Annotated in this window: 25 protein-coding genes; 19 read left to right on the forward strand and 6 right to left on the reverse strand. The window is 66.4% G+C overall.

Going from position 1 to position 26,039, the window contains the following annotated elements:
* Window positions 1-62 precede the first annotated feature (62 nt).
* From AC5LXK_RS00315 to AC5LXK_RS00340, 6 genes are all read left to right on the forward strand, one after another.
* Window positions 63-1,277, forward strand: a complete 1,215-nt coding sequence (locus AC5LXK_RS00315) for a cation:proton antiporter (RefSeq protein ID WP_493389853.1) — start codon at window positions 63-65, stop codon at window positions 1,275-1,277.
* 14 nt (window positions 1,278-1,291) lie between these two features.
* Complete coding sequence (locus AC5LXK_RS00320; protein ID WP_006490006.1) at window positions 1,292-2,407, forward strand: YbdK family carboxylate-amine ligase; 1,116 nt, start codon at window positions 1,292-1,294, stop codon at window positions 2,405-2,407.
* Window positions 2,408-2,914: 507 nt separating this feature from the next.
* Window positions 2,915-3,553: a MarR family winged helix-turn-helix transcriptional regulator gene (locus AC5LXK_RS00325; protein WP_043184842.1), complete on the forward strand. Its 639-nt coding sequence runs from the start codon at window positions 2,915-2,917 to the stop codon at window positions 3,551-3,553.
* Between the two features lie 28 nt (window positions 3,554-3,581).
* Window positions 3,582-4,292: a glutamine amidotransferase gene (locus AC5LXK_RS00330; protein ID WP_493389854.1), complete on the forward strand. Its 711-nt coding sequence runs from the start codon at window positions 3,582-3,584 to the stop codon at window positions 4,290-4,292.
* 213 nt (window positions 4,293-4,505) lie between these two features.
* Window positions 4,506-5,618, forward strand: coding sequence for an NADH:flavin oxidoreductase/NADH oxidase (locus tag AC5LXK_RS00335; RefSeq protein ID WP_493389855.1), 1,113 nt, complete (start codon window positions 4,506-4,508; stop codon window positions 5,616-5,618).
* A 179-nt stretch (window positions 5,619-5,797) separates the two neighbouring features.
* Window positions 5,798-6,328: an SET domain-containing protein gene (locus AC5LXK_RS00340; RefSeq protein ID WP_124454593.1), complete on the forward strand. Its 531-nt coding sequence runs from the start codon at window positions 5,798-5,800 to the stop codon at window positions 6,326-6,328.
* Between the two features lie 132 nt (window positions 6,329-6,460).
* On the opposite strand, the gene AC5LXK_RS00345 is transcribed toward AC5LXK_RS00340, so the two are convergent.
* On the reverse strand, window positions 6,461-7,945 hold the full coding sequence (locus AC5LXK_RS00345; protein ID WP_493389856.1) for a sensor histidine kinase: 1,485 nt from the start codon (window positions 7,943-7,945) through the stop codon (window positions 6,461-6,463).
* Window positions 7,946-8,063: 118 nt separating this feature from the next.
* Window positions 8,064-8,756, reverse strand: a complete 693-nt coding sequence (locus AC5LXK_RS00350; RefSeq protein ID WP_006401494.1) for a response regulator — start codon at window positions 8,754-8,756, stop codon at window positions 8,064-8,066.
* Window positions 8,757-8,878: 122 nt separating this feature from the next.
* On the opposite strand from AC5LXK_RS00350, the gene AC5LXK_RS00355 reads away from it, so the two are divergent.
* A complete protein-coding gene (locus tag AC5LXK_RS00355) occupies window positions 8,879-9,109 on the forward strand; it encodes a DUF3717 domain-containing protein (RefSeq protein ID WP_006401493.1) in 231 nt (76 codons plus the stop codon).
* Window positions 9,110-9,201: 92 nt separating this feature from the next.
* Here the strand turns inward: AC5LXK_RS00355 and AC5LXK_RS00360 are convergent, their stop codons facing one another.
* Together AC5LXK_RS00360 and phhA are read right to left on the reverse strand one after the other, a co-directional pair.
* Window positions 9,202-9,510, reverse strand: a complete 309-nt coding sequence (locus AC5LXK_RS00360; RefSeq protein ID WP_039352208.1) for a 4a-hydroxytetrahydrobiopterin dehydratase — start codon at window positions 9,508-9,510, stop codon at window positions 9,202-9,204.
* A gap of 130 nt (window positions 9,511-9,640) precedes the next feature.
* A complete protein-coding gene (gene phhA, locus AC5LXK_RS00365) occupies window positions 9,641-10,534 on the reverse strand; it encodes a phenylalanine 4-monooxygenase (RefSeq protein ID WP_493389857.1) in 894 nt (297 codons plus the stop codon).
* Between the two features lie 138 nt (window positions 10,535-10,672).
* On the opposite strand from phhA, the gene AC5LXK_RS00370 reads away from it, so the two are divergent.
* Window positions 10,673-11,158 (forward strand): Lrp/AsnC family transcriptional regulator, encoded by a 486-nt coding sequence (locus AC5LXK_RS00370; protein ID WP_006408082.1) that lies wholly within the window; start codon window positions 10,673-10,675, stop codon window positions 11,156-11,158.
* Between the two features lie 65 nt (window positions 11,159-11,223).
* On the opposite strand, the gene AC5LXK_RS00375 is transcribed toward AC5LXK_RS00370, so the two are convergent.
* Both AC5LXK_RS00375 and AC5LXK_RS00380 read right to left on the reverse strand, forming a co-directional pair.
* The gene (locus tag AC5LXK_RS00375; protein WP_493389858.1) at window positions 11,224-11,757 is read right to left on the reverse strand and encodes a class IV adenylate cyclase; all 534 of its coding nucleotides are present in this window, start codon (window positions 11,755-11,757) and stop codon (window positions 11,224-11,226) included.
* A 130-nt stretch (window positions 11,758-11,887) separates the two neighbouring features.
* Window positions 11,888-12,787, reverse strand: a complete 900-nt coding sequence (locus AC5LXK_RS00380; protein ID WP_493389859.1) for a LysR family transcriptional regulator — start codon at window positions 12,785-12,787, stop codon at window positions 11,888-11,890.
* Between the two features lie 186 nt (window positions 12,788-12,973).
* On the opposite strand from AC5LXK_RS00380, the gene AC5LXK_RS00385 reads away from it, so the two are divergent.
* The 11 genes from AC5LXK_RS00385 (at window position 12,974) to AC5LXK_RS00435 (ending at window position 25,919) form a co-directional block, all read left to right on the forward strand.
* Window positions 12,974-14,659, forward strand: coding sequence for a GMC family oxidoreductase (locus tag AC5LXK_RS00385; RefSeq protein WP_493389860.1), 1,686 nt, complete (start codon window positions 12,974-12,976; stop codon window positions 14,657-14,659).
* 432 nt (window positions 14,660-15,091) lie between these two features.
* Window positions 15,092-15,871 carry an ABC transporter ATP-binding protein gene (locus tag AC5LXK_RS00390; protein WP_006477266.1) on the forward strand — a complete coding sequence of 260 codons (780 nt, stop codon included), beginning with the start codon at window positions 15,092-15,094 and terminating at the stop codon, window positions 15,869-15,871.
* Window positions 15,868-16,623 (forward strand): ABC transporter ATP-binding protein, encoded by a 756-nt coding sequence (locus AC5LXK_RS00395; RefSeq protein WP_493389861.1) that lies wholly within the window; start codon window positions 15,868-15,870, stop codon window positions 16,621-16,623. The genes AC5LXK_RS00390 and AC5LXK_RS00395 overlap by 4 nt, the downstream gene beginning before the upstream one ends.
* A gap of 77 nt (window positions 16,624-16,700) precedes the next feature.
* The gene (locus AC5LXK_RS00400; RefSeq protein ID WP_493389862.1) at window positions 16,701-17,900 is read left to right on the forward strand and encodes an ABC transporter substrate-binding protein; all 1,200 of its coding nucleotides are present in this window, start codon (window positions 16,701-16,703) and stop codon (window positions 17,898-17,900) included.
* A gap of 128 nt (window positions 17,901-18,028) precedes the next feature.
* Entirely contained in the window at window positions 18,029-18,913 is an 885-nt protein-coding gene (locus AC5LXK_RS00405; RefSeq protein ID WP_493389863.1) for a branched-chain amino acid ABC transporter permease, read from the forward strand.
* Window positions 18,913-19,890, forward strand: coding sequence for a branched-chain amino acid ABC transporter permease (locus AC5LXK_RS00410; RefSeq protein ID WP_493389864.1), 978 nt, complete (start codon window positions 18,913-18,915; stop codon window positions 19,888-19,890). Before AC5LXK_RS00405 ends, AC5LXK_RS00410 begins: the two co-directional genes overlap by 1 nt.
* 436 nt (window positions 19,891-20,326) lie before the next feature.
* Window positions 20,327-20,887, forward strand: a complete 561-nt coding sequence (locus AC5LXK_RS00415; protein WP_493389865.1) for a hypothetical protein — start codon at window positions 20,327-20,329, stop codon at window positions 20,885-20,887.
* Between the two features lie 77 nt (window positions 20,888-20,964).
* On the forward strand, window positions 20,965-22,122 hold the full coding sequence (locus AC5LXK_RS00420; RefSeq protein ID WP_493389866.1) for an ABC transporter substrate-binding protein: 1,158 nt from the start codon (window positions 20,965-20,967) through the stop codon (window positions 22,120-22,122).
* A 197-nt stretch (window positions 22,123-22,319) separates the two neighbouring features.
* Window positions 22,320-23,375 (forward strand): branched-chain amino acid ABC transporter permease, encoded by a 1,056-nt coding sequence (locus AC5LXK_RS00425; protein ID WP_493389867.1) that lies wholly within the window; start codon window positions 22,320-22,322, stop codon window positions 23,373-23,375.
* A 4-nt stretch (window positions 23,376-23,379) separates the two neighbouring features.
* Window positions 23,380-25,164 (forward strand): branched-chain amino acid ABC transporter ATP-binding protein/permease, encoded by a 1,785-nt coding sequence (locus AC5LXK_RS00430; protein ID WP_493389868.1) that lies wholly within the window; start codon window positions 23,380-23,382, stop codon window positions 25,162-25,164.
* Window positions 25,164-25,919 (forward strand): ABC transporter ATP-binding protein, encoded by a 756-nt coding sequence (locus AC5LXK_RS00435; protein WP_493389869.1) that lies wholly within the window; start codon window positions 25,164-25,166, stop codon window positions 25,917-25,919. Before AC5LXK_RS00430 ends, AC5LXK_RS00435 begins: the two co-directional genes overlap by 1 nt.
* The last annotated feature ends 120 nt before the right edge of the window (window positions 25,920-26,039 follow it).

Below are 26,039 nucleotides of genomic sequence, written 5' to 3' on the forward strand. Positions count from 1 at the left end.
ATTCATTCCTGACGCTTGACCCCGCGTCGCTGGCGGTTGCTTCCAAAGGAGAAGTCACCACGATGAAGTCGGCGTTCTCATTCCTGCCCAACTGGCCGCTCACGCCGGATGCCGTGTTCTGGGCCGGGCTCGCGTTGTTTGCGGCCGGCCTGTGTGGCGAGCTGTGCTATCGCGCGTGGCGCCTGCCGCGCATCACAGGCTATGCAGTGATCGGCCTGATCGCCGGGTCGTTCGGATTCGGCGTGATCGATGCCAGTACCGACGAAACGTCGCGGCTGCTGATGAATGTCGCGCTCGGCTTGCTGCTGTTCGAGCTCGGCAGCCGTCTCGACCTGAAATGGATTCGCCGCAATCCGTGGTTGATCGCATCGAGCCTCGCGGAAGCGACGCTGACGTTCGTGCTGGTGCTGTTCGTGATGCTCGCGCTCGGCGTGTCGGGCATGGTCGCGCTCGTGCTGTCGGCGATCGCGATCGCGACGTCGCCGTCGATGGTGATCCAGCTGAAGACCGAACTGCGCGCGGAAGGGCAAGTGTCGCAACGCCTCATCACGCTGACCGCGCTCAACAGCGTGTATGCGATCGTGCTGACCAAGCTTGTGACGAGCTGGCTCCATCAGGAAGCGTACGGCAACGTTTTCGCGACGATCCTGCAGCCGCTGTACCTGATCGTCGGTTCGTTCGTCGTCGCGTATCTGGTCGCGCGTTCGTGCAACTACCTGTTCCGCCACATGACCTCGACGATGCGCGACGAGCATTCGTTCGTTGCGCTGTTTGGGCTCGTGATGCTCGCGATCGCGGTGGCCCAGGCATTGAAGCTGTCGACGCTGCTCACGCTGCTGCTCGCCGGCATCATCGTGAAGAACCTCGAAGCGCGGCCGCAGCTGTGGCCCGAGCACTTCGGCACGGCCGGCTGGCTGCTGACGGTGATCCTGTTCGTGCTGGCGCTCACGTCGTTCACGTGGGGCGACATCGCGCTCGGCGGGTTGCTCGCGATCGTGCTGATCGTCACGCGGCTCGTCGCGAAGCTGGCCGGCGTCGTCGCGTTCGCGAAGCCGAGCGGCCTCGGGATGAAGCAGGGCATCGCGCTCGGCATCGCGCTCACGCCGATGTCCGCGCTGTCGTACCTGCTCGTCGACGATACCTACCAGCTCTACCCGAATTTCGACCCGCACCTGCGCGCGATCGTGATGTGCTCGATCGTGGTCCTGCAGCTCGTCAGCCCGTTCGTCGTCTACCGCTGCCTGTCGGCGGTCGGCGAACGCAGCGACAGCAACTGATTCCGGAAACTGCCATGGCACTCGAAACCTTCGTCAATTCCGAACCGTTCACGTTCGGCGTCGAGCTGGAGATCCAGGTCGTCAACACGCACAACTACGACCTGACCAAAGCGGCGTCCGACCTGATGCGCCTGATCCAGGGCGAGACCTTTCCGGGCAACATCACGCCGGAAATCACCGAGAGCATGATCGAGCTGTCGACCGGCATCTGCCATTCGCACGAGCAGGCCGTCAGCGAGCTGCATGCGATTCGCGACGTGCTCGTGAAGGCAGCCGACCAGCTCAACGTCGGGCTGGCCGGCGGGGGCACGCACGCGTTCCAGCAATGGAGCGACCGGCAGATCTACGACGCGCCGCGCTTTCAGTACATCTCCGAGCTGTACGGCTATCTCGCGAAGCAGTTCACCGTATTCGGCCAGCACGTGCACATCGGCTGTCCCGATCCGGACAGCGCGCTGTTCCTGCTGCACTCGATGTCGCGCTTCATTCCGCACTTTATCGCGCTGTCCGCGTCGTCGCCGTTCGTGCAGAACGTCGATACGGGCTTCCATTCGGCACGCCTGAATTCGGTGTTCGCATTCCCGCTGTCGGGCCGCGCGCCGTTCGTGCTGACCTGGGACAGCTTCGAGGAGTACTTCACGAAGATGGTGAACACGGGCGTCGTCAACTCGATGAAGGATTTCTACTGGGACATCCGCCCGAAGCCCGGCTACGGCACGATCGAGGTGCGCGTGATGGACACGCCGCTGTCGGTCGACCGCGCGGCGGCGATCGCGTGCTACATCCAGACGCTCGCACGCTACCTGCTGACCGACCGGCCGCTGAAGCTGTCGGAAGACGATTACCTCGTCTACACGTTCAACCGGTTCGAAGCGTGCCGCTTCGGGCTCGAGGGTACCTGCGTGAATCCTCAGACGGGTGAGCGCCGCACGATCGCGGAAGACATCCTCGATACGCTCGACCGGATCGCGCCGCACGCGGCCGCGCTCGGCTCGCGCGCGGCGCTCGACGAGATCGGCGCGCTCGCGAAGGCGCGCGTGAACGATGCCTCGTGGTTGAGAACCGTTTTCAAACAGGAAAAATCGCTGAACGAGACGGTCCGGCAGCAGTGCTTACGTTGGCGCGAATGAAAAAATGTTTTGCAGATTGCAGGCTCGACCGCGTCGCGATTCGCTGAATGGCGATCGGCGTCATATCGGACCGAAATCGTTGCCAGTCGTCCTGAAAATCTGTGGATAACCCGATATTCCGCTGCAAAGTCAACGATCTGTGCGCGGGATAACCCGGTGGATCATTACCGTTCGGCCGATGGCCGATCCGAACAGGAAAATGCAGGCGCGCCCCGTTCCGCGGGCGCGCGGCATTGCAGGCACAACGAAAAATTTCAGTTATCCAGCGATTTTCCACAGAATGCAGGGGATAACTTAGCTGTGCGATTTTCCGCTCTCGCTTAGAATGTCGGCTTTGCGGACACCGGAACGACGCGTGTCTCTCCGGTCGCCGCGAACGCGACCGCCGCGTGTGCCTCGCGACGGCCGTGCTGACGCACTCGAGAGAGCGCGTTTGTTTTGAGATAGACATTCGATCTCCACACTACGGCCGCTCGGCAACCCGGGCGGCGGCAAAGCGAAAAGACTATGAGCGAAGGCGTTTACGGGAACCAGGCTTCGGGTCGTGTGACCCACAGCCTGCTGCGGTTGAGTACGGCCATGCGAAGCCAGGCATGGGATTGGGCGGAAGGCGCCGGCCTCACGCCGACGCAGGGCGAGATCCTCGTGCTGCTGCTGCAGCGCAAGGGCCCGATGCGGCTCGGCGAGATCGCGCGCGAGACGCAGCTCACCGCGGCAACCACGAGCGATGCGGTCAGCACGCTCGAGACGAAGGGGCTCGTCGAGAAGCGCCGTGCGCTGGACGACGGCCGTGCGCTGGCCGTGCGTCTGTCGGCGCGTGGCCGTACGGCCGCGAAGAAGGCGCTGCAATGGCCTGAATTCCTGACGAAAGCGGTCGGCAAGCTCGGCGCGGACGAGCAGGGCGCGCTGTATCGCGCGCTGCTGAAGACGCTGCGCGAGCTGCAGGTGGCCGGTGCGACGCCGCCGCAGCGCATGTGCGTGACGTGCGCCCACTTCCAGCCGGGCAAGCTGTCGAAGAAGACCGTGCATCACTGCGCGGCGCTCGACATCTCGATGTCGGACAGCGATCTGCGTCTCGACTGCTCGGTGCAGGAAGAAGCCGACGCGGCGACGCAGAAGAAGACCTGGAAGATTTTCGCAGGCTGACGTCCGTCGATCGACCGGGAGGCCGATGATGAACGCTGAAGTCGTGGCGATCCGCCACGTGCATTTCGAGGATCTCGGGAGCTTCGAGCAGGTGCTCGGCGAACGCGGTCGACGGGTGCGCTATGTCGATGTCGGATCGTCGCGGATCGAGGTGCTCGACGTACTCGAGCCGTCGCTGTTCGTCGTGCTCGGCGGGCCGCTCAGCGTGTATGACGACGCGCAGTACCCGACGATTGCACCGCTGCTGGCGCTCGTGCGCCAGCGCATCGACGCGGGGCTGCCGATCCTCGGCATCTGCCTTGGCTCGCAGTTCATCGCCCGTGCCCTCGGCGCACGCGTGTATCCGGCTGCGCAGCACGAACTCGGCTGGGCGCCGCTGACGCTCACCGACGCCGGCCGCGCGTCGCCGCTGCGCCATCTCGATGGCGCGGCGACGTCGATGCTGCACTGGCATGGCGACACGTTCGACCTGCCGGGCGGGGCGATCCATCTCGCGTCCACGCCGGCCTGCCGCCATCAGGCATTCGCCTGGGGGCAGCACGTGCTGGCGCTGCAATGCCATCCGGAAATCCGCACCGACCGCTTCGAACCCTGGCTGATCGCGAACGCCGGCGAAATCGCGGCGACGCCGGGCATCGACGCGCGCCAGTTGCGCGCCGATACCGTGCAGCACGGCCCCGCGCTCGAAACGGCCGCGCGACGGATGTTCTCGGAGTGGCTCGGCAGCGTCGGGCTATAGCGCCGCGGGCGACCCTGCCCGCCGCGAAGGTTTGGCCCGGCCTGTATCCGTTGCAGGCCGGCGCATTGCTGTACGCCACGCATTTTCCGCTTCGCCGGCACGTCGCCGCCGGCCGTACCTGACCATCCGCTTGCTGTCGGTTGCGCCGTCTGCACGCTTCAAGCCTGCGTGCTACGCTCGTCGGCTCTTCCCCTTTCCTGGCGAGCGGCTTCCATGACTGCGCTGTTTTCTCCGTTCACGCTGCGCGGCGTGACCCTTCCGAACCGGATCGTGATTTCCCCGATGTGCCAGTACTCGGCCGAACGCGGTGAAGCGACCGACTGGCACATGATTCACCTCGGCCATCTCGCACTGTCGGGTGCGGGGCTGCTTTGCATCGAGGCCACCGCGGTGGAACCCGACGGGCGTATCACGCACGGCGATCTCGGACTGTGGGACGACGTGACCGAAGCCGCGCTGAAGCCGGTGCTGGCCGCGATCCGCAAGCATTCGCCGGTCCGCATCGCGATGCAGCTGTCGCATGCGGGGCGCAAGGCGTCGAGCGCCGTGCCCTGGGAGGGCGGCCAGCTCGTGTCGGTCGCCGACGGCGGCTGGCTGCCGCACGGGCCGTCGGCCGTGCCGCACAAGGACGGCGAGACGCCGCCGCTCGCGCTCGATGCCGCGGGCCTGAACCGCATCCGCGAAGCGTTCGCCGCATCGGCGAAGCGTGCCGCGCGGCTCGGCATCGATGCGCTCGAAGTGCATGCGGCGCACGGCTACCTGCTGCACCAGTTCCTGTCGCCGCTCGCGAACCAGCGCACCGACGAATACGGCGGCTCGCTCGAAAACCGGATGCGCTTTCCGCTCGAGATCTTCGAGACCGTCCGTGCGGCCTTCCCCGCGGACCGGCCGGTCGGCGTGCGCGTGTCGGCGACCGACTGGGTCGAAGGCGGCTGGGAGCTCGACGATACGATCGCGTTCGCGCATGAACTGAAGCGCCGCGGCTGCGACTGGATCGACGTGTCGTCCGGCGGCGTGTCGCCGCTGCAGAAGATTCCGCTGTCGCCCGGCTACCAGGTGCCGTTCGCGCAGGCCGTGAAGCGCGCGGTCGGCATGCCGACGATGGCGGTCGGCCTGATCAACGAGCCCGCGCATGCGAACCGGCTGATCGAATCCGGCGATGCCGATTTCGTCGCGATGGCGCGCGCGATACTGTACGACCCGCGCTGGCCGTGGCACGCGGCGGCCGAGCTCGGCGCGCAGGTGACGGCGCCGCCGCAATACTGGCGTTCGCAGCCGCGCGAGCACAAGGCGTTGTTCGGCGACGTCGCATTCGGCCAGCGTTGAGCGTCGTGCGTGCAATATTGCGCGCGATGTTGAACGAAGCAATCGTGAACGTGTAGGATGCGGGTGATTCGCCGCATGCCCCGACGCGGCACCGACCGGTGCCGCGTTTTCGTTTGGCGCGACGCCAGGCCGTCATCGCGGCCGCTTCCATTCAAGTCGTCTTCACAAGGATTCGTTCGATGAGTTCACGCAGGATCGCGGTGCGCCGCTCGGGAGTACACGGCAAGGGCGTATTCGCCGTGGCGCCGATCAAGGCCGGCGAGCGCGTAGTGGAATACAAGGGCGAACGAATTTCGTGGAAGGAAGCGCTGCGCCGCCATCCGCACGACCCGAGCGAGCCGAACCATACGTTCTACTTCGCACTGGACGAAGGCGGCGTGATCGACGGCAAGATCGACGGCAACAGCGCACGCTGGATCAACCATTCGTGCGCGCCGAACTGCGAAGCCGAGGAAGTCAAAGGCCGCGTGTTCATCCACGCGCTGCGCGATATCGGGCCGGAAGAGGAGCTGTTCTACGACTACGGCCTCGTGATCGATGCGAAGCTGACGAAGACGCTCAAGCGCGAATACGCATGCCATTGCGGCGCGCCGTCGTGTCGCGGCACGCTGCTCGCGACGTCGGATGAAGGCGGGAAGAAGAAAAAGAAGAAGGACAAGAAGGACGGCAAGTCCGAGTCCCGGTCGAAAGACAAGAAGAGCAAGAAGTAAGACCGGCGGCGGCGCACCATGCGCCGCCGCTGTCGTTTTGGCGGACGGTTGCCGTGTCGCGATCGTCCATCCTGCTTCCTGATCCGGCGGGCGGTCCGGCCAACGGGCCGGCGGTTGCCCGCCGCGAATCGTTCAGTGCGTCGGCGCCGCTGCCGGCGTTTCGCTGGCCGGCTTTTCCGTTTGAGTGACGAGCGGCACCCTCACCACGAAGCGCGAGCCGCCTTCCGATGCATCCTCGTACGACACGGTGCCGCCGTGTATCGCGATGATGTCGTGCACGATCGCGAGCCCGAGCCCGGCACCCGTCTCGACACCGTTGCCGCTTTGCGCATCGCCGCGGAAGAACCGCTTGAACAGGTCGGCCTGCTGGTTCGCGGGCACGCCGGGGCCGTTGTCTTCGACGACGATCTCGGCGGCCGGCTGGCCGTCTTCGAGCGCACCGCGCGCGACGTTCACGGTGATCCGCGCGCCGTCCGGCCGCGCGAGCGGCACGTATTTCAGCGCATTGTCGAGCAGGTTCGCGATCACTTCCCGCAGCAGCACGGGGTTGCCGCGCACGGTCAGTTTTCCGTCGTCGCCCGGGTCGTCGGTACGCTGGAAGCCGAGGTCGACGTGCGACGCGAGCGCGCGCGGCACCCATTCGGCACCCGTCTCGAACGCCATCGCGGCGAGGTCGACATTGACGAAGCGCGCGGCCTGTTCGCCCGGTTCCGCACGAGCAAGCGACAGCAGCTGGTTGGACAGCCGCACCGCGCGGTCGGCGGCCGCGCGCAGTTCGCGCACCGCGGTGAAGGTCTGGTGCGGATCGCGCGCGACGGCGGCCTGCTCGGCATGCAGCTTCACGGCGGTGAGCGGCGTGCGCAGCTGGTGCGCGGCATCGGCGATGAACTTGCGCTGTGCGTCGAGCGCGGTCTTCAGGCGGCCGAGCAGCGCGTTCATCGCGCTCGTCAGCGGGCGGATTTCCAGCGGCACGTCGGTTTCGTCGACCGGCTCCAGCGACGTGTGGGTCTGCCGGTTCAGCGAATCGGCGAGATGAGTGAGCGGGCCGAGCTGCTGGTTCACGACGCGCCACACGATGCCCCAGCCCGCGAGCAGCAGCAGCAGCAGCGGCATCATGATCGCGACGAGGAATTCGGCCGCGATCCGGTAGCGGTGCCGTACCGGCTGCGCGACTTCGACGACCATCGGCTTGCCGCCGTCGACATCGTCGACGCGCACCTGCGCGACCCGCACCGCGCGGTTGTCGTACTCGGCCTCGAACACGTACGCGTGATGCATGCGGCGTACGTTGATGCCCTGCAGCGGCAGCTTCGGATCGCCGGCGAGTTCCTGCTCGCCGTCGCTGATCCGGTAGATCAGCGCTTCGGCGGGATCGGAGAACATCGCCTGCGCGAGCGGCGGCACCGTGAATTGCGCGTCGGGGCCGGCGATCTGGATCTGTTTGGAGATGGCGGTCGCGAGATCGGCGAGCGAGCGGTCGATCACGTGCTGCGTGTATTGCCACGCGAGCCAGTAGGCGATCAGGCCGCTCATCAGCGCGAGCATCGACAGCGGGGCCGCGAGGCGCCGGAGCAGCGAGCGGCGCAGGCTGGTGGTCACAGCCGGATCAGGAGACATTTCGACGGGCAAATGGATAAGCGCCGCTCACGGGGAGCGGCGCGGTCGTGCGCCGGGCGGCGACGCGGAGCGGGGCGCACACGCCGGCGGCACGCGGCCGGCCGGCGCACTGCACCGCTCAGACGCTCGCCGTCTGGCGGATTTCCTGCAGCAGGTAGCCGAAGCCGCGCACCGTGACGATTTCGACACGGCACTGCTCGAGTTTCTTGCGCACGCGGTGCACGTAGACTTCGATCGCGGTGTCGCCGAGATCGCCGCCGAAGTGCGTGAGGTGATCCTGCAGCTGGGCCTTGCTGACGACGCGGCCGTGACGCAGCAGCAGCATCTCGAGCACCGCGAATTCACGCGGCGACAGTTCGAGCGGCTTGTCGTCGTTGAAGATGCGGCGGTCGACGCCCGACAGGCGGACGCCGCCGAGCGACACTTCCGGACGCGGCATGTCGCTGTGCGGGCCGCTGCGGCGCATCACCGCGCGGATGCGCGCTTCGAGCTCGGCCGGCTCGAACGGCTTGAGCATGTAGTCGTCGGCGCCGGAGTTCAGGCCCTGGATCCGGTCGTTCAGCTCGTCACGTGCGGTCAGCACGATCACGGGCGTGTGGCGGTTGGTCTGGCGGAAGCGCGTGAGCAGCGTCATCCCGTCGATGCCCGGCAAGCCGAGGTCGAGGATCACGAGTTCGTGGCGGTTCTGTGCCAGCGCCTGTTCGGCAAAAATGCCGTCATGCACCATGTCGACGGTGAAGCCAGCCTGCTCGAGGCTGCTCTGGATACCGCGTGCGATGGGGCGGTCGTCTTCGATCAGAAGGAGTCGCATGAAGTTCGCTCAAGTACAATGGGTTGGCGGTTCAGGCACGCGGACAGCACGACGCCGTTTCCACAGGGGCGCCGCTTCGCCTGACATCAAGCATGGCGGCCAGCGAACGATTAAATCCAATCATGTCCGATATTTCGATCCACGACCTAGAAGCCGCGATCAATTTCTGGCGCGCCCGCTCGCCGTCGAGCGGCGACGAACTCAAACTCTGCGAAGAGGCCAGCGCGCTTTCCAAGCCGTATGCGCTGCTGATTGTACAGCGCGAAAGCGCGCTGCAACTGGAAGGTTTAGACCCCAAGGCACGGAAAGCATACGAGACTTACGTGCGCCTTAAGGATGGCTTGGAAAGCTGAAGGCTTTCGCTCACTACATCCTAGAAAACGTTCATCGAAATGAAAAGTTGACGCGTCGCGCATCGAAAGATGCGCGACGGTAGAGGCGGGACTCAGGCGGCCGGTTGCGCGTGGGCGCCGGCGCGGTCGATGAACAGCGCGAGTTCGATGTCGCGTTCGGTCAGGCCGTCGGCGTCGTGGGTCGACAGCGTGACGTCGACGCGGTTGTACACGTTGAACCATTCCGGATGGTGGTTCATTTCCTGCGCCTTGATCGCGACGCGCGTCATGAAGCCGAACGCCTCGTTGAAATCGGCGAAGCGCAGGCTGCGCTGGATCGCGTCGCGGCCCGGCACGGCCGTCCAGAGCGGCAGGCCTTCGAGCCGGGTCTTGCGTTCTTCTGATGTGAGCTTGTGGATCATCTTGCACCTCTCGTTCGGTAACGGTACCCGCGCGCGGTCGTGCCGCGCGGCGAAGCCGGCACCGGTCATTGTTTCATAGTTGCGGAAAGGGCGACGGGCGGCCGGCGGCCGGCCTCGGCGCCCCGGCGCGTCACGCGTCGGCGTCGTCGGGCCAGCCTTCGCCCGTGCCGCGGTGCAGCACGCGATCGGTATCGCGCACCGCGCCGGCCGCGAATTCGGGCAGTGCCGCGAGCCGGTCGGCCAGTGCGCGGCCGTCGACGTCGGCGAGCGCGAACAGCTGCGCGAAATCGTCGATCACGAAATAGGTCTTCTGGAACGTGTCGATCCGGTACTTCGTGCGCATCACGCGCTCGAGATCGAAACCGAGCCGGTTTGGCGCCGCGCTTTCGAGGCTGTACAGGCTTTCGCCCTTGCTCGACACGATCCCGGCGCCGTAGATCGACAGCCCGTCGGTGCCGCGCGGATCGCGGATCAGCCCGAATTCCACCGTATACCAGTAGAGGCGCGCGAGCCGCGCCAGCGCCGCTTCGTCGTCGGCGACCGCGAGCGCGGTGCGGCCGTACGCCTGCATATAGTCGGCAAACACCGGATCGATCAGCAGCGGCACGTGGCCGAACAGGTCGTGGAAGCAGTCGGGTTCCTGCAGGTAGTCGAGCTGGTCGGGACGGCGCATCCACCAGGTGACCGGAAACCGCCGGTTCGCGAGGTGCTCGAAGAACACGCGGTCGGGCACGAGGCCCGGCACCGCGACGATCTCCCAGCCCGTCGCGGGCTTCAGCTGGCGGTTCACGTCGGCGAACGACGGCACGCGGTCGGCCGGCAGGTCGATCTTGCCGAGCCCCGCGACGAACGCGGCGCAGGCGCGCCCGCGCAGCAGCGCCGACTGGCGGGCATAGAGCTGCTTCCACACCGCGTGGTCGACCTGGCCGTAGCGCTGCAGCGGCTGGTCGATGGTGAAATCGGCGCGGGTTTCGAGGCCCGCGTCGAACTGCTCCTGCAGTTTCGCGGTGACGACGGTGGACATGATCAGGCTCTGTACGCTGTGGTTGGGACCATGCAAGTGTAGAGCGGGCTGCGCGCGGATTGGGCGCATAGTTGGCGTTGATTTGCCTGTTGATGCGATAATCGCGCATCAAATCACGAATCAATGCGGAGAATGCCCATGCTGGAACTTGATCACTTCGATCTCGCGCTGCTGGACGTGCTGCAGCGCTTCGGCCGCGCGACGCATCAGCAGCTCGGCGAGGAGGTGCCGCTGTCGCCGTCGCAGATCGGCCGGCGGCTGCAGCGGCTCGAGGCGGCCGGTGTGATCGAAGGCTATCGCGTGATGCTGCGGCCCGAAAAGCTCGGGCTCGGCGTCACCGCGTTCACGAGCCTGAAGCTCAAGCACCACGGCGATTCGATCATCGAGCAGTTCCAGCAGCAGATCGACGTGCTGCCCGAGGTGCTTGAATGCCACGCGGTGGTGGGCGATGCCGATTACCTGCTGCGGATCGTCGCGCCCGACCTGAACGCGCTGTCGCAATTCGTGATGAAGAAGCTGATGCGCGTGCCGGGCGTCGACAGCGTGCGCTCGAATATCGTGCTGACGACCTTCAAGCGCAACGGCGCGCTGCCGCTCGCGCACCTGGCGCCCGGCGCCGCATGAAGCCGTGACCGGGCGGCGGCAGGGCTGACGGCGGCACGCACTGCGCGGCCGCCGGTGGGGCCGGATCAGGCCGGTTCGTGCTGCGTGTCGGCGTTCAGCAGGTCGACGTATGCGACCGCGACGAGATCGTCCTGCGACACGCCGAGCTTCGCGAACACGTCGTGCGCTTCGGCTTCGCCGCCGGCCTCGTCGTCGTCCGGGCCGAGCAAGACTTCCAGTTCGATGAAATCGCCGAGGCCGTCGACGCGGTCGAGGTGGATGCGCGTGCGGCCTGCCAGGTACACGTGCCGTTCCTTCGTCACGATCCCGCGCGTGGTCAGCGCGGTCGCGAGCAGCGAATGCATCGCGTCGGGGTTCGTCACCGGGCTGCGCGTGTAGTACGACGCCTTCGGGCCGTCGCGGTCGTCGCGCTGGTAGAAGATCAGCTCGGCCGGCGTGCCGTCCTCGAAGCGGCGCAGCTTCAGCCGGCCGCGCGGCACGTCGTAGAAGAAATCCTGCTGGCGGTAGAACAGCGGTGCTTCGGTCGCGAGCTGGGCCGCCTGTTCGCGCAGCCGGTCGAATTCGCGGGCGCGGGCTTTGATCTCGATGTTGCGGGCCATGCGGGTCTCCTTCAATCGGGGTCTCGCGGTGTGCGAACGCACAATCTAGCAAAAACGCGGAGACGGTGGCGTGACGGCAGGCGTGGCGAGATGACGCGTGCCGGCCGGGCGGCACCTTCATCAGCACGGCTCATATCGCCCACTGCGCGTCGATCAGCCGCAGCGCAGCCGCGATCGCCGGTTCGTCGCGCCGCTCGGCGAGCGTCACGAACGTCAGTTCGGTCGGCACCGTCACGCGTTCGACGATCGTCAGCGCATGCGCGTGCGCTTCGGCCAGCGCGGTCGAGTCGCGCGCGAGCGTCAATCCGATTCCCGATTTGACGAGGTCGAGCATCGACTGCTCCTGGTCGACCTCGGCGACCTTCACCGGCTGCGCGCCGGCGTCCGCGAAACGCCGCGACAGCAGTCGGTGGTGCGCGGACGCCGGCGGCGTCCAGATCCACGGCAGCGCGGCGAGCGCGCGCCAATCGTGCGCGCGCTGCACGCGCTCCTTCCAGCCGGCCGGCGCGAGCACGCGATACTGGAAATGCGTGAGCGTGACGGTGTGGAACAGTGCGCCGTCGAGCGGATCGTCCTCGCCCGGCCGGCCGATGTAGTAACCGACGTCGAGCGCCTGCGCGCGTACCTGTTCGATCACCCAGCCCGACATCCCGTGCCGCAGCGCCGTTTCGATCTGCGGATGGGATTCGACCAGCGCGCGCAGGAAGCCGCCGAGCCGCAGGAAACCGGGATCGAGGATCGTGCCGATCCGCAGCCGGCCGCGCACCTCGTGCCGCAGCGCAGCAGCGGCGCGCTGCACATCGGCGGCCGCGGCGAGCGCGCGTTCCGCATGCGGCAGCAGCGTCTGGCCGTCGCGGGTGAGCGCGAGCCCGCGTGACGTGCGCGTGAACAGCGTGACGCCGAGCGTTTCCTGCAGATGCTTGATCTGCAGGCTGACGGCCGGCTGCGTCAGGTGCAGCTGCGCGGCGGCGCGCGTCAGGTTGCCTTCGCGCGCGACCGTCGCGAACGCGCGGAGCAGGGTGAGATCCATCGTCGTGATATGAGCGCGGCTTATAACGCAGTTCAGCATAACTCATTGGATCGGCGGACGGCGGCGGGAGTACGCTTCACCGGATCGTGGCGCGCGCGGCTGCCTGTGCGGCCCGCGACGCACTATGCTGAAAATGCGCGCGGCATCGCGCCGCGCGGCGCACAACAACGAGGAAGGGGACACGCCGTGAGTACTCCACGCACGCTCGAAGGCGAATTCGACTACGTGATCGTCGGCGCGGGCACCGCAGGCTGCGTGCTCGCGAACCGCCTGACCGAGGATCCCGACATCCGCGTCCTGCTGCTCGAAGCAGGCGGCAAGGACGACTATCACTGGATTCATATCCCGGTCGGCTATCTGTATTGCATCGGCAACCCGCGCACCGACTGGCTGTACAAGACGCAGCCCGAAGCGGCGCTCAACGGCCGAGCGCTGTCGTATCCGCGGGGCCGCGTGCTCGGCGGCTGCTCGTCGATCAACGGGATGATCTACATGCGCGGCCAGCGCGAGGATTACGACAGCTGGGCGGAGGCCACCGGCGACGCCGGCTGGTCGTGGGACAGCGTGCTGCCGATCTTCAAGCGCAGCGAGGATCACCATGCGGGCGCGAGCGATGCGCACGGCGCGGGCGGCTACTGGCGCGTCGAGAAGCAGCGGCTGCGCTGGGAGATCCTCGAATCGTTCGCGCAGGCTGCGCAGCAGACGGGCATCCCGGCCACCGACGATTTCAACCGCGGCGACAACGCCGGGGTCGGCTATTTCGAGGTGAACCAGAAACGCGGCGTGCGCTGGAATACGTCGAAGGCGTTCCTGCGGCCCGCGATGGCGCGATCGAACCTGACGGTGATCACCGGCGCGCAGGCGCAGCGCGTAATTTTCGACGGGCGGCGCGCGGTCGGCGTCGAGTATCACGGCGGCGGCACCGATTACGTGGCGCGGGCGCGCTCGGAAGTGCTGCTGACGTCGGGCGCCGTGAATTCGCCCCAACTGCTCGAGCTGTCGGGCGTCGGCGACGGCCGGCGGCTGCAGGCGCTCGGGATCGACGTCGTGCAGGATCTGCCGGGCGTCGGCGAAAACCTGCAGGATCACCTGCAGTTGCGCATGGCGTATCGCGTCGAAGGCGTGCGCACGCTCAACACGCTGTCCGCGCACTGGTGGGGCAAGCTGATGATCGGCGCCGAATATGCGTTGCTGCAGCGCGGGCCGATGTCGATGGCGCCGTCGCAGCTCGGCGCATTCGCGAAATCGGATCCGGACGATCCCGCGCTGACGCGCCCCGATCTCGAATATCACGTGCAGCCGCTGTCGCTCGAACGCTTCGGCGAGCCGCTGCACAGCTTCAACGCATTTACCGCGTCGGTGTGCCATCTGCGGCCGACGTCGCGCGGCAGCGTGCACGTCACGAGCGCCGATCCGGGCACCGCGCCGGCGATCGCGCCGAACTACCTGTCGACCGACCACGATCGGCAGGTCGCCGCGAACGCGCTGCGCCTGACGCGCAGGATTGCCTCCGCGCCGGCGCTCGCGCGCTATCGTCCCGCGGAAATCCTGCCGGGCACGCAATACCAGAGCGAAGCCGAGCTGATCGACGCGGCCGGCGCCGTCGGCACGACGATCTTCCATCCGGTCGGCACCTGCCGGATGGGGCGTGCGGATGACGAGCGCGCGGTGGTCGACAGCCGGCTGCGCGTGCGCGGCGTTGCCGGGCTGCGGATCGTCGATGCGTCGGTGATGCCGTTCATCACGTCGGGCAACACCAATTCGCCGACGCTGATGATCGCCGAGCGCGCGAGCGACATGATCCGTGCCGACCGCCGCGCGGCGCGCGAAGCGACGCCGGCGCGAACGGAGGCGGCGGTGACGGCCGCGTGACGGAACGCTGACACATTCGACAGCGGGCCGTCATGACGACACCCGCTGATTCGCTATGCGAAACAAGCTGTTGCCGCTTCCGTTTGAACGGCACGATCCATGCGGGCCGCGCAGCTGCGCGGCTTTTTCATTGCGCGCGGGCGGGGCCCCGCGGAAGGTCAACGCGCGATGATGCACGTGTCAAAAAAGCGGCGTGAAAAGCCGTGCACAGCCGCGTGCGATATGGCGGTCGGCCCTATAAGTGCAAATCCCGATGATTGCACTGCACCAACGGCGCGACAATGTTGCGCAATGTGCATACGCGTCGGCGCGGGAGACCAACCCTCGAGGCGTACCACGGCGCCCGGGGGCAGCCCGCTGATCCGCTGACCTGTTCGCGGCCGCTTGCGCCAGGCTTCCCGGTGCTCCGCCTGACTTCGTACGGAAGGGAACATGATTCTCGGCGACACGATTCTGGAAACACGCGGACTGACAAAAGAATTCAGGGGCTTCACCGCCGTGAACGGCGTCAACCTGCGTGTGCGCCGCGGCGCGATCCATGCGCTGATCGGGCCCAACGGCGCGGGCAAGACCACCTGCTTCAACCTCCTCACCAAGTTCCTGACGCCGACGGCCGGCCAGATCGTCTTCAACGGCATCGACATCACCGACGAGCGGCCCGCGCAGGTCGCGCGGCGCGGCATCATCCGCTCGTTCCAGATCTCGGCCGTGTTCCCGCACCTGACCGCGCTGCAGAACGTGCGCATCGGCCTGCAGCGCGCGCTCGGCACCGAATTCCATTTCTGGCGCAGCGAACGCACGCTGAAACGGCTCGACGATCGCGCGATGGACCTGCTCACGCAGGTCGGCCTCACCGATTTCGCGCACGTGCCGACCGTCGAGCTCGCCTATGGCCGCAAGCGTGCGCTGGAGATCGCGACGACGCTCGCGATGGAGCCCGAACTGATGCTGCTCGACGAGCCCACGCAGGGGATGGGCCACGAGGACGTCGACCGCGTGACCGCGCTGATCAAGAAGGTCGCGAGCGGTCGCACCATCCTGATGGTGGAGCACAACATGAACGTGATCGCGGGCATCTCCGACACGATTACCGTCCTGCAACGCGGCGAGGTGCTGGCCGAAGGCTCGTATGCGGAGGTATCGAAGAATCCGCTCGTCATCGAGGCCTACATGGGCAGTGCCGATGCGGCGCTCGCGGGGGCGCACGCATGAAGCACAGCGAACGGGAGGAACGCGAATTGAGCGGCGTCGAAAGCGGTACGCCCGCGCTGGAGATCACGGGCCTGGAAGCCTGGTACGGGGAATCCCACATATTGCACGGTGTCGACCTGACGGTGCATCGCGGCGAAGTCGTCACGCTGCTCGGCCGCAACGGCGCGGGCCGCACGACGACGCTGCGAGCGATCATGGGCCTCACGGGCCGCCGCAGCGGGTCGATCAAGGTCGCGGGCAACGAGACGATCGGCCTCGCGACGCATCGCATCGCGCATTTCGGCATCGGTTACTGCCCGGAGGAGCGCGGGATCTTCTCGAGCCTGTCGTGCGAGGAGAACCTGATGCTGCCGCCGCTGATCGGGCCGCGCGAGCACGCGATGTCGCTCGACGAGATCTACGCGATGTTCCCGAACCTCGCGTCGCGCCGGCAGAGCCAGGGCACGCGGCTGTCCGGCGGCGAGCAGCAGATGCTCGCGGTCGCGCGGATCCTGCGTACCGGCGCGAACCTGCTGCTGCTCGACGAGATTTCCGAAGGCCTCGCACCGGTGATCGTGCAGTCGCTCGCGCGAATGATCGTCGCGCTGAAGTCACGCGGCTACACGATCGTGATGGTCGAACAGAACTTCCGCTTCGCCGCGCCGCTCGCCGACCGCTTCTACGTGATGGAGCACGGCAGCATCGTCGAGCATTTCCAGGCAGCCGAACTGGAAAGCAAGATGCCGACGCTGCACGACCTGCTCGGGGTGTGACGCCGCCCCGTTTCCCTTGCCGCTAGCCGTGGCGGCCCTCGAACAACCACAACGCATCAGAACAACAGGAGACGTCAATGAAAATGAAGACCCTCGCACAGGCCTGTCTCGCGCTCGCGACCGCCGCGTTCACCGCTGGCGCCGCACACGCGGCGGATACCGTGAAGATCGGCTTCATCACCGACATGTCGGGGCTTTACGCGGATATCGACGGGCAGGGCGGTCTCGAGGCGATCCGCATGGCGGTCGCCGACTTCGGCGGCAAGGTGCTCGGCAAACCGATCGAGGTCGTTTACGCCGATCACCAGAACAAGGCCGACATCGCCGCGTCGAAGGCGCGCGAATGGATGGACCGCGGCGGGCTCGACCTGCTGGTCGGCGGCACGAACTCGGCCACCGCGCTGTCGATGAACCAGGTCGCGGCCGAGAAGAAGAAGGTCTACATCAACATCGGCGCAGGCGCCGACACGCTGACCAACGAGCAGTGCACGCCGTACACGGTCCACTACGCATACGACACGATGGCGCTCGCGAAGGGCACCGGTTCGGCGGTGGTGAAGCAGGGCGGCAAGACGTGGTTCTTCCTGACGGCCGACTACGCGTTCGGCAAGGCGCTCGAGAAGAACACGTCGGACGTCGTGAAGGCGAACGGCGGCCAGGTGCTCGGCGCGGTGCGCCACCCGCTGTCCGCATCGGACTTCTCGTCGTTCCTGCTGCAGGCGCAGGCGTCGAAGGCGCAGATCCTCGGCCTCGCGAATGCGGGCGGCGACACGATCAACTCGATCAAGGCCGCGAAGGAATTCGGCATCACGAAGACGATGAAGCTCGCCGCGCTGCTGATGTTCATCGACGACGTGCACAGCCTCGGCCTCGAGACGACGCAGGGCCTCGTGCTGACCGACAGCTGGTACTGGAATCGCGATGCGGCTTCGCGCCAGTGGGCGCAGCGCTACTTCGGCAAGATGAAGAAGATGCCGTCGAGCCTGCAGGCGGCCGACTACTCGTCGGTGACGACGTACCTGAAGGCCGTGCAGGCCGCCGGCACGACCGACTCCGACAAGGTGATGGCCGAGCTGAAGAAGATCAAGATCAACGACTTCTACGCGAAGGGCTACATCCGCCAGGACGGCAGCATGATCCACGACATGTACCTGATGGAAGTGAAGAAGCCGTCGGAATCGAAGGAGCCGTGGGATTACTACAAGGTGCTCGCGACGATTCCGGGCGAGCAGGCGTTCGCGACCAAGCAGGAATCGCGCTGCGCGTTGTGGAAGTAAGCAGGGCGTAGCGGCGCGCGCGGGCGCGCCGCACGGTGGCGGCTGCAGCGATGTGCCCGCTGCGCCGCCCGCGTATGCCTCGCATGAAGGTTGTGTACGCAACGAAACTCATTCTGACGGCTAAGTCGATGGAAATCTTTGGCATTCCGTTGCCGGCGATGCTGAGCCAGTTGCTGCTCGGGCTCGTCAACGGCTCGTTCTACGCGATCCTGAGCCTCGGGCTCGCGGTGATCTTCGGGCTGCTCAACGTGATCAACTTCGCGCACGGCGCGCTGTTCATGCTGGGTGCGATGCTCGCGTGGATGGGCCTGTCGTATTTCGGGCTGCCGTACTGGGCGATGCTCGTGCTGGCGCCGCTGGTGGTCGGCGCGGTCGGGATCGTGATCGAGCGCTCGATGCTGCGCTGGCTGTACAAGCTCGATCACCTGTACGGGCTGCTGCTGACGTTCGGCCTCACGCTGGTCGTCGAAGGCGTGTTCCGGTCGATCTACGGATCGTCGGGCCAGCCGTACGACGTGCCTTCGCAGCTGTCGGGCGCGACCAACCTCGGCTTCATGTTCCTGCCGAACTATCGCGCATGGGTCGTTGTCGCGTCGCTCGCGGTGTGCCTCGCGACGTGGTTCGTGATCGAGAAGACGCGCCTCGGCGCGTACCTGCGCGCGGGCACCGAGAACCCGAAGCTCGTCGAGGCGTTCGGCGTGAACGTACCGATGATGATCACGCTCACCTACGGCTTCGGCGTCGCGCTCGCCGCGTTCGCGGGCGTGCTGGCCGCGCCGGTGATCCAGGTGTCGCCGCTGATGGGCCAGCCGATGATCATCACCGTGTTCGCGGTGGTCGTGATCGGCGGGATGGGCTCGATCCTCGGTTCGATCGTCACGGGCCTGCTGCTCGGCGTGATCGAGGGCTTCACGCGTGTGTTCTATCCCGAAGCGTCGGCCACCGTCGTGTTCGTGATCATGGCGATCGTGCTGCTGTTCCGCCCGGCGGGCCTCTTCGGCAAGGAAAAATGATGCAGAGAAAAGTGCTCTACGGCGCGCTGCTCGCCGCACTGCTCGCCGCGCCGTTCATCGGCGCGTATCCGCTATTCGTGATGAAGGTGCTCACGTTCGCGCTGTTCGCGGCCGCGTTCAACCTGCTGATCGGCTATACGGGGCTGCTGTCGTTCGGCCATGCGATGTTCCTCGCGACGGCCGGCTACGCGACCGGCTATTCGATGCAGACGCTCGGTTTCACGCCGGAGCTCGGCGTGCTGGCCGGCACCGTCGCCGCGACGATGCTCGGGCTCGTCGTCGGGCTGTTCGCGATCCGCCGGCAGGGCATCTACTTCGCGATGATCACGCTCGCGTTCGCGCAGATGGTCTACTTCATCTACCTGCAGGCGCCGTTCACGCACGGCGAGGACGGCCTGCAGGGCGTGCCGCGCGGCCACCTGTTCGGGCTGCTCGACCTGTCGAACGACGTCACGCTGTACTACGTCGTGCTCGCGGTGGTCGTCGCCGCATGCGCGTTCATCGTGCGGGTCGTCCATTCGCCGTTCGGCCAGGTGCTCGTCGCCATCAAGGAGAACGAAGCGCGTGCGATCTCGCTCGGCTACGACACCGACCGCTTCAAGCTGCTCGCGTTCGTCCTGTCGGCCGGGCTCGCGGGGCTGGCCGGCTCGCTGAAGGTGCTCGTGCTCGGCTTCGAGACGCTGTCCGACGCGTACTGGACGATGTCGGGCCTCGTCGTGCTGATGACGCTGGTCGGCGGGATGGGCACGCTGTTCGGGCCGCTCCTGGGCGCCGCGCTGATCGTTGCGCTGGAAGACCGGCTCGGGGACATCGGCGAATGGCTCGCGTCGACGACGGGCGTCGCGTGGTTCCATTCGCTCGGCGAATCGGCGACCATCGTCACGGGGCTGATTTTCATCGCATGCGTGCTGGCGTTCCGGCGCGGCATCGTCGGCGAGATCGTCGCGCGGGTCAAGCCGCTCAGGGCATCGTCCTGAGCATGCGCCGCGCGTCACCGGGCGTTGATGCGGAGCACCATCCGGCATGCTCCAAAAGGGCGTCGCAGCGGGCTCGGGCCGGCGCCGCGCGGCAGGCTGGTGCCCCATTTTCGTGCGGCGATGCACCATAGGGGTAAATGCTAAGTTGTCGCAGTGTGAAAGGTCCTTTAATCTTCGTCCTAGTTCTGATGCACCGCGAAACGAATTTGCAGGTGGAGAACGAGGAGACAATCGAGGCACAAAGTGCCCGGACCCCAAAGCGCTGTTGGACGGAATCCAACAGCGCTTTTTCATTTGCGTGCACGGATTTCCACCGGTGGTGCATCGGCCTGCGCGATCGTCGTATGCCGCGCCTGCACTCGCACCGCATCTCTTCCGCGCGTCGCCGCGTCCCCCCGTCTTTCCCTTTCCCGCAATCCGTTCGCCGACGGCGCGCATGCATGCGCAGGCTGTCCGGGCTTACCCGGTTGGCGTGCGCAAAATGCGTCCGTTACACTCGGCTTTCGCCGACCGGGCGGTCGGGAAAATCGGTCGGCAGTTCTCCTACAAGCAGAATGCAGAAGAGGGAGTACGGTTGGATGAGCAGCGCGGGACGATGGATCGGGGCAGGAAGGGCGGCTGGCGCCGTTCGTTCGTCGTGGGGTGCGCCGTGGGTCGTCGCGGCCTTCCCGAGCCGTTGTGCGGGCTGTATGCGCGTTCCGGCGCCGTCGCGGGTCGTTGTGCTCGCATCCGTATCGACATCCTCATGAGCCGCCGGCTTTCCGACGTTTCACCGTTTGTCCGCCGGGCCTTATCAGGCCGGATCGGCATGCGTTCCCGCTATCGTTGCGCACGCATCGATCTCCCGCAGGATCCCGCATTTCTTCGCCCCCTTCATCCTGACGACATTGCCGTTGCGCATCGTGACGGTCGAACGACCGTTTCGGCCGGCATGCGGCGCATGGGTGCGGCGCCTCGCGGGAAAACGAGCATGGGCGCGGCCGAGCGAGATAATTAAGATATTAACTGTTTTGGGGACCGGGAGCCGCCCGAGCGACCCGTGGCTTTTTCGAGCAGCGTTTGGAGACAACGTAAATGAAGATGAATCGATGGATGGAGGCCGTGCTTGCCGCGGGCCTCGTGTGCGCGGCGGCAACGGCGTCGGCGCAGGTGAAGATCGGCGTGACGCTGTCGGCCACCGGGCCGGCCGCATCGCTCGGGATCCCGGAAAAGAACACGATCGCGCTGCTGCCGAAGGAAATCGCGGGCAAGAGCGTGCAGTACATCGTGCTGGATGATGCGTCCGACACGAGCCGTGCGGTGCAGAACGTGCGCAAGCTGATCGACGAGGATCACGTCGACGCGATCATCGGCTCGTCCGTCACGCCGAACTCGCTCGCGATGCTCGACCCCGTGTCGCAGGGCAAGACGCCGACGATCTCGCTCGCGGCGAGCGCGCAGATCATCGCGCCGATGGACGCGAAGCGCGCGTGGATGTTCAAGGTGCCGCAGAACGACCAGCTGATGGCGGACGCGATTGCCGGCTACATGGCGAAGCATGGCGTGAAGACGGTCGGCTTCATCGGCTTCGCCGATGCGTACGGCGACAGCTGGTACAACACGTTCAACGCGGCGGCCGCGAAGAACGGCCTGAAGGTCGTGTCGAACGAGCGCTTCAACCGTACCGACGCGTCGGTGATGGGGCAGGTGCTGAAGCTGATGGGCTCGAACCCGGATGCGGTGCTGATCGCGGGCTCCGGCACGCCGGCGGCGCTGCCGGCCAAGACGCTGAAGGAGCGCGGCTACAAGGGTAAGGTGTACCAGACCCACGGCGTCGCGAACAACGACTTCCTGCGCGTGTGCGGCAAGGATTGCGAGGGCGAGATCCTGCCGGCCGGCCCGGTGCTCGTGACCGACCAGCTGCCCGATTCGAACCCGGTGAAGAAACCGGCGCTCGGCTACAAGGCTGCGTACGAGAAGGCCTACGGCGCGGGTTCGCTGGCGACGTTCGGCGGCCATGCGTGGGATGCGGGCCTGCTGCTGCAGCGTGCGATTCCGGAAGCGCTGAAGAAGGGGCAGCCGGGCACCGAGGCATTCCGCGAGGCGCTGCGCGCGTCGCTCGAAAGCGTGAAGGATCTGCCCGTGTCGCACGGCGTGATCAACATGACGGCGACCGATCACAACGGCTTCGACACGCGTGCGCGCGTGATGGTGCAGATCGTCGACGGCAAGTGGAAGCTGCTGGCCGAGTAAGCATCACGTGAAACCGGCGTGGGCGGCGCGAACGGCGCCGTGCCCGCCGTCGGCAGGGCGCCGGGCCTGACGGGCCGCGCCCGTGCCGCCTGGAACCGCCGGGGCCCGCCGCGCGGCGCCTGATGCGCCTCGTGTCGTCCGTACCCCGGTTGTTCCCGTCTTTCGTTTCTTCGCAGCACTCTCGATACACGAAACGTATGGATCTCTCGATTGCGGCGATCCTCGCGCAAGACGGCATCACGACCGGCGCCATTTATGCACTGCTGTCCCTGGCGCTCGTACTGGTGTTTTCCGTCACGCGGGTGATCTTCATTCCCCAGGGCGAATTCGTCGCCTACGGTGCGCTGACGCTGGCCGCGTTGCAGGCGCAGAAATTTCCCGCCACCTGCTGGCTGTTGTTCGTGATGGGCATCGCGTGCTTCCTGCTCGATGTCGGCGGGCTGATCCGGCATCGCGAACGTCGCCATCAGCTCGGCCGCACGCTCGCGACGCTCGGCAGCCGCTACATCCTGCTGCCGCTCGCGGTGTTCGTGATCACGCGCAGCTTTGCCGCACAGCCGATGCCGATGCTCGCGCAGATCGCGCTGACGCTCGCGATCGTCGTGCCGATGGGGCCGTTCGTCTACCGGCTCGTGTACCAGCCGATCGCCGAAGGCACGACGCTGCTGCTTCTGATCGTGTCGGTTGCCGTCCACTTCGCGATGGTCGGCCTCGGGCTCGTGATGTTCGGCGCGGAAGGCTCGCGTACCAACGGATTCTCGGACGCATCGGTCGCGATCGGCAGCATGACGGTATCGGTGCAGAGCATCCTGGTCGTCGTCACCGCGTTCGTGCTGATCGGTGCGCTCTACGTGTACTTCGGCCGCACGATCGCCGGCAAGGCGCTGCGCGCGACGTCGGTGAACCGGCTCGGCGCGCAGCTCGTCGGCATCGGCACGACGGAAGCGGGGCGGCTCGCGTTCACGTTCGCGGCGGGGCTCGGCGTGTTGTCCGGGATCCTCGTCGGCCCGCTGACGACGATCTACTACGACTCGGGCTTCCTGATCGGCCTGAAGGGCTTCGTCGGCGCGATCATCGGCGGGCTCGTCAGCTATCCGCTCGCGGCCGCCGGCTCGCTGCTCGTCGGCGTGCTCGAATCGTATTCGTCGTTCTGGGCGAGCGCCTACAAGGAGGTGATCGTGTTCACGCTGATCATTCCGGTGCTGCTGTGGCGGAGCTTCGTGACGCCGCACGCGGAAGAGGAAGAGGAGTGACGCGATGAAGACGATGGTACGCAACAAGACCTTCTGGGTGTTTCTCGTGGTGCTGTTCTCGCTGCCGGTGCTGCCCGGCGCGCTGCAGGTGCCCGAGTACTGGATCACGCTGCTGAATTACATCGGCCTTTATGCGATCGTCGCGATCGGGCTCGTGCTGCTGACGGGCGTTGGCGGGATGACGAGCTTCGGGCAGGCCGCGTTCGTCGGGATCGGTGCGTATGCGACCGCATTCCTGACGACGCAATACGGCGTTTCGCCATGGCTCGCGTTGATCGTCGGCGTCGTGCTGACGGCGCTCGTCGCGCTCGTGCTCGGCGCCGTGACGATGCGGCTGTCCGGGCACTTCCTGCCGCTCGGCACGATCGCGTGGGGGCTCGCGCTGTTCTACCTGTTCGGCAACCTCGACATGCTCGGCAAGTACGACGGGATCAACGGGATTCCGGCGCTGAGCCTGTTCGGCATCGAGCTCGAAAGCGGCCGCAGCCTGTACTTCCTGATCTGGGCGGTGGTGCTGGCCGCGATCGTGTCGGTGCAGAACCTGCTGAACAGCCGCCCGGGCCGCGCGATCCGCGCGCTGCGCGGTGGCGGCGTGATGGCCGAGGCGATGGGCGTGAACACCGCGTGGATGCGCGTCGTGATCTTCGTCTACGCGGCCGTGCTCGCGGCCGTGTCGGGCTTCCTGTATGCGCACCTGCAGCGTGCGGTGAACCCGACCCCGTTCGGGCTGAACCACGGGATCGAATTCCTGTTCATGGCTGTGGTCGGCGGCGTGTCGCATGTCTGGGGCGCGGTGCTCGGCGCGGCGATCCTCACCGTGCTGCAGGACTACCTGCAGACGTTGCTGCCGAAGCTGCTCGGCTCGGAAGGCAACTTCGAGATCATCGTGTTCGGCGTGCTGATGGTGCTGCTGCTGCAGTACGCGCGCCAGGGCGTATGGCCATTCGTCGCGAGGCTGTTCCCGCGCGGGCCGCGCGCACATGTGCCCGAGCAGGCCGATCCGTTGCCCCAGCGTGCGAAGCCGACGGCCGGCGAGCCGCTGCTCGTCGTCGACAACGCACGCAAGCAGTTTGGCGGGCTCGTGGCCGTCAACGACGTCAGCTTCGACGTGAAGGCGGGGCAGATCATCGGGTTGATCGGCCCGAACGGTGCCGGCAAGTCGACCACGTTCAACCTCGTGACGGGCGTGCTGAAGCCGACGGGCGGCACGATCACGTTCCGCGGCGAGCGTATCGACGGGCTGACGTCGCGACAGATCGTCCGCCGCGGCATCGGCCGCACGTTCCAGCACGTGAAGCTGTTGCCGGCGATGACGGTGCTCGAGAACGTCGCGATCGGCGCGCATCTGCGCGGCCATACAGGCGTCTGGCGCAGCATCGCGCGGCTCAACGCACACGAGGAAGCGCAGCTGCTCGCCGAGGCCGCACGCCAGATCCGCCGCGTCGGGCTCGAGAAGCACATGTACGACGAAGCGGGCAGCCTCGCGCTCGGCCAGCAGCGGATTCTCGAAATCGCACGGGCGCTGTGCTGCGACCCGACGCTGCTGCTGCTCGACGAGCCGGCTGCCGGGTTGCGTTACCAGGAAAAGCAGCAACTCGCCGATCTGCTGCGGCGATTGAAGGCCGAAGGCATGAGCGTGTTGCTCGTGGAACATGACATGGATTTCGTGATGAATCTCACCGACCGGCTGGTGGTGATGGAGTTCGGCACGCGGATCGCGGAAGGGCTGCCGCAGGACGTGCAGCAGAACCCGGCGGTGCTCGAAGCGTATCTGGGCGGGGTGGAGTGATGACGGACACGACGATGCCGATTCTCGAAGTGCGCGGGCTGGCAGTCCGGTACGGGAAGGTGGAGGCGCTGCACGGCGCGGCGATCAAGGTTGGCGCCGGACAGATCGTCAGCGTGATCGGACCGAACGGCGCCGGTAAGTCGACGCTGCTGAACGCGATCATGGGTGCGCTGCCGGTAACCGGGCACGCATCAGGCGCGGTCCTGTATCGCGGCAACGACGTGGGTGCGCTGCCGGTCGAGCAGCGCGTCGCGCGCGGGATGTGCCTCGTACCGGAAAAGCGCGAGCTGTTCAGCACGATGACGGTCGAAGACAACCTCGTGCTGGGTGCGTATCGGCGCAAGCGGGCGGGGGAATCGAACTTCCTCGACCAGCTCGACCACGTGTTCGCGCTGTTCCCGCGGCTGAAGGAGCGCCGCAAGCAGGCGGCCGGCACGCTGTCCGGCGGTGAGCGGCAGATGCTCGCGGTCGGCCGCGCGCTAATGGGCAAGCCCGACCTGCTGATGCTCGACGAGCCGAGCCTCGGGCTCGCGCCGCTGATCGTGAAGGAGATCTTTCACATCATCAGCGCGTTACGCAGTACGGGAGTGGCGACGCTGCTGATCGAGCAGAACGCACGGGCGGCGTTGCAGATCTCCGACTACGGCTATGTGCTGGAGACGGGTGAGTTTGCCCTGGAAGGGCCGGCTGCCGAACTTGCGCAGAATCCGCGTGTGATCGAAACGTACCTCGGGTTGGCGAAGAAGACGGCTTGATAGTCGGGCAGATGGCGGGAAACGAACGGCGTGTTTCACGTGAAACACGCCGTTTTTGTTTGAGCGGCAGGGCTTGATGGCCGGGCGGCGTGGGATAAGTGGCGGGGGAAGCATCTCAAA

The sequence above is a fragment of the Burkholderia pulmonis genome (assembly GCF_984667975.1).

Bases quoted from the DNA above. Each gene is read 5' to 3' on its own strand.
- AC5LXK_RS00315 (WP_493389853.1), top strand. From the start codon at position 63: ATGAAGTCGGCGTTCTCATTCCTGCCCAACTGGCCGCTCACGCCGGAT.
- AC5LXK_RS00320 (WP_006490006.1), top strand. From the start codon at position 1,292: ATGGCACTCGAAACCTTCGTCAATTCCGAACCGTTCACGTTCGGCGTC.
- AC5LXK_RS00325 (WP_043184842.1), top strand. From the start codon at position 2,915: ATGAGCGAAGGCGTTTACGGGAACCAGGCTTCGGGTCGTGTGACCCAC.
- AC5LXK_RS00330 (WP_493389854.1), top strand. From the start codon at position 3,582: ATGAACGCTGAAGTCGTGGCGATCCGCCACGTGCATTTCGAGGATCTC.
- AC5LXK_RS00335 (WP_493389855.1), top strand. From the start codon at position 4,506: ATGACTGCGCTGTTTTCTCCGTTCACGCTGCGCGGCGTGACCCTTCCG.
- AC5LXK_RS00340 (WP_124454593.1), top strand. From the start codon at position 5,798: ATGAGTTCACGCAGGATCGCGGTGCGCCGCTCGGGAGTACACGGCAAG.
- AC5LXK_RS00345 (WP_493389856.1), bottom strand. From the start codon at position 7,945: ATGTCTCCTGATCCGGCTGTGACCACCAGCCTGCGCCGCTCGCTGCTC.
- AC5LXK_RS00350 (WP_006401494.1), bottom strand. From the start codon at position 8,756: ATGCGACTCCTTCTGATCGAAGACGACCGCCCCATCGCACGCGGTATC.
- AC5LXK_RS00355 (WP_006401493.1), top strand. From the start codon at position 8,879: ATGTCCGATATTTCGATCCACGACCTAGAAGCCGCGATCAATTTCTGG.
- AC5LXK_RS00360 (WP_039352208.1), bottom strand. From the start codon at position 9,510: ATGATCCACAAGCTCACATCAGAAGAACGCAAGACCCGGCTCGAAGGC.
- phhA (WP_493389857.1), bottom strand. From the start codon at position 10,534: ATGTCCACCGTCGTCACCGCGAAACTGCAGGAGCAGTTCGACGCGGGC.
- AC5LXK_RS00370 (WP_006408082.1), top strand. From the start codon at position 10,673: ATGCTGGAACTTGATCACTTCGATCTCGCGCTGCTGGACGTGCTGCAG.
- AC5LXK_RS00375 (WP_493389858.1), bottom strand. From the start codon at position 11,757: ATGGCCCGCAACATCGAGATCAAAGCCCGCGCCCGCGAATTCGACCGG.
- AC5LXK_RS00380 (WP_493389859.1), bottom strand. From the start codon at position 12,787: ATGGATCTCACCCTGCTCCGCGCGTTCGCGACGGTCGCGCGCGAAGGC.
- AC5LXK_RS00390 (WP_006477266.1), top strand. From the start codon at position 15,092: ATGATTCTCGGCGACACGATTCTGGAAACACGCGGACTGACAAAAGAA.
- AC5LXK_RS00395 (WP_493389861.1), top strand. From the start codon at position 15,868: ATGAAGCACAGCGAACGGGAGGAACGCGAATTGAGCGGCGTCGAAAGC.
- AC5LXK_RS00400 (WP_493389862.1), top strand. From the start codon at position 16,701: ATGAAAATGAAGACCCTCGCACAGGCCTGTCTCGCGCTCGCGACCGCC.
- AC5LXK_RS00405 (WP_493389863.1), top strand. From the start codon at position 18,029: ATGGAAATCTTTGGCATTCCGTTGCCGGCGATGCTGAGCCAGTTGCTG.
- AC5LXK_RS00410 (WP_493389864.1), top strand. From the start codon at position 18,913: ATGCAGAGAAAAGTGCTCTACGGCGCGCTGCTCGCCGCACTGCTCGCC.
- AC5LXK_RS00415 (WP_493389865.1), top strand. From the start codon at position 20,327: ATGCATGCGCAGGCTGTCCGGGCTTACCCGGTTGGCGTGCGCAAAATG.
- AC5LXK_RS00420 (WP_493389866.1), top strand. From the start codon at position 20,965: ATGAAGATGAATCGATGGATGGAGGCCGTGCTTGCCGCGGGCCTCGTG.
- AC5LXK_RS00425 (WP_493389867.1), top strand. From the start codon at position 22,320: ATGGATCTCTCGATTGCGGCGATCCTCGCGCAAGACGGCATCACGACC.
- AC5LXK_RS00430 (WP_493389868.1), top strand. From the start codon at position 23,380: ATGAAGACGATGGTACGCAACAAGACCTTCTGGGTGTTTCTCGTGGTG.
- AC5LXK_RS00435 (WP_493389869.1), top strand. From the start codon at position 25,164: ATGACGGACACGACGATGCCGATTCTCGAAGTGCGCGGGCTGGCAGTC.